This is a genomic window from Clostridium sp. AF34-10BH (genome assembly GCF_003478095.1).
GTDB classification, from domain to species: Bacteria; Bacillota; Clostridia; order Lachnospirales; family Lachnospiraceae; genus Acetatifactor; species Acetatifactor acetigignens.
In genome coordinates, this window is the sequence record NZ_QUEC01000047.1 from 15241 (window position 1) to 15497 (window position 257).

Here is a 257-nt window from a genome sequence, read left to right on the forward strand (position 1 = left end):
TGGTTTTCTTTTGCTGTTCCGAAGAGGCGCTCTACGGTCTCTTTCCGTTGCGCATACACTTCCTTCATCCCAATCGTATGCCGGATATCCTCACACTTTTCCATGTACGGCTCCCAGATATGCCGGGTCACTACCTTCACATGATCCCTGCTTTCTGTGCACTGCTTCAGATATGGACATCCTTCACAGACGATTCCGCAGCTCTTGTATTCCCGGTATCCGGAACGGTTCGTCGTATGATAAGCCAGCACCTGATC

Annotated in this window: 1 protein-coding gene; it reads right to left on the reverse strand. The window is 50.6% G+C overall.

Annotated features, from left to right (window positions below; genetic code table 11):
• Window positions 1-257 (reverse strand): transposase (locus tag DWZ61_RS19965; RefSeq protein WP_207664192.1); only part of this gene is annotated, 257 nt, incomplete at both ends.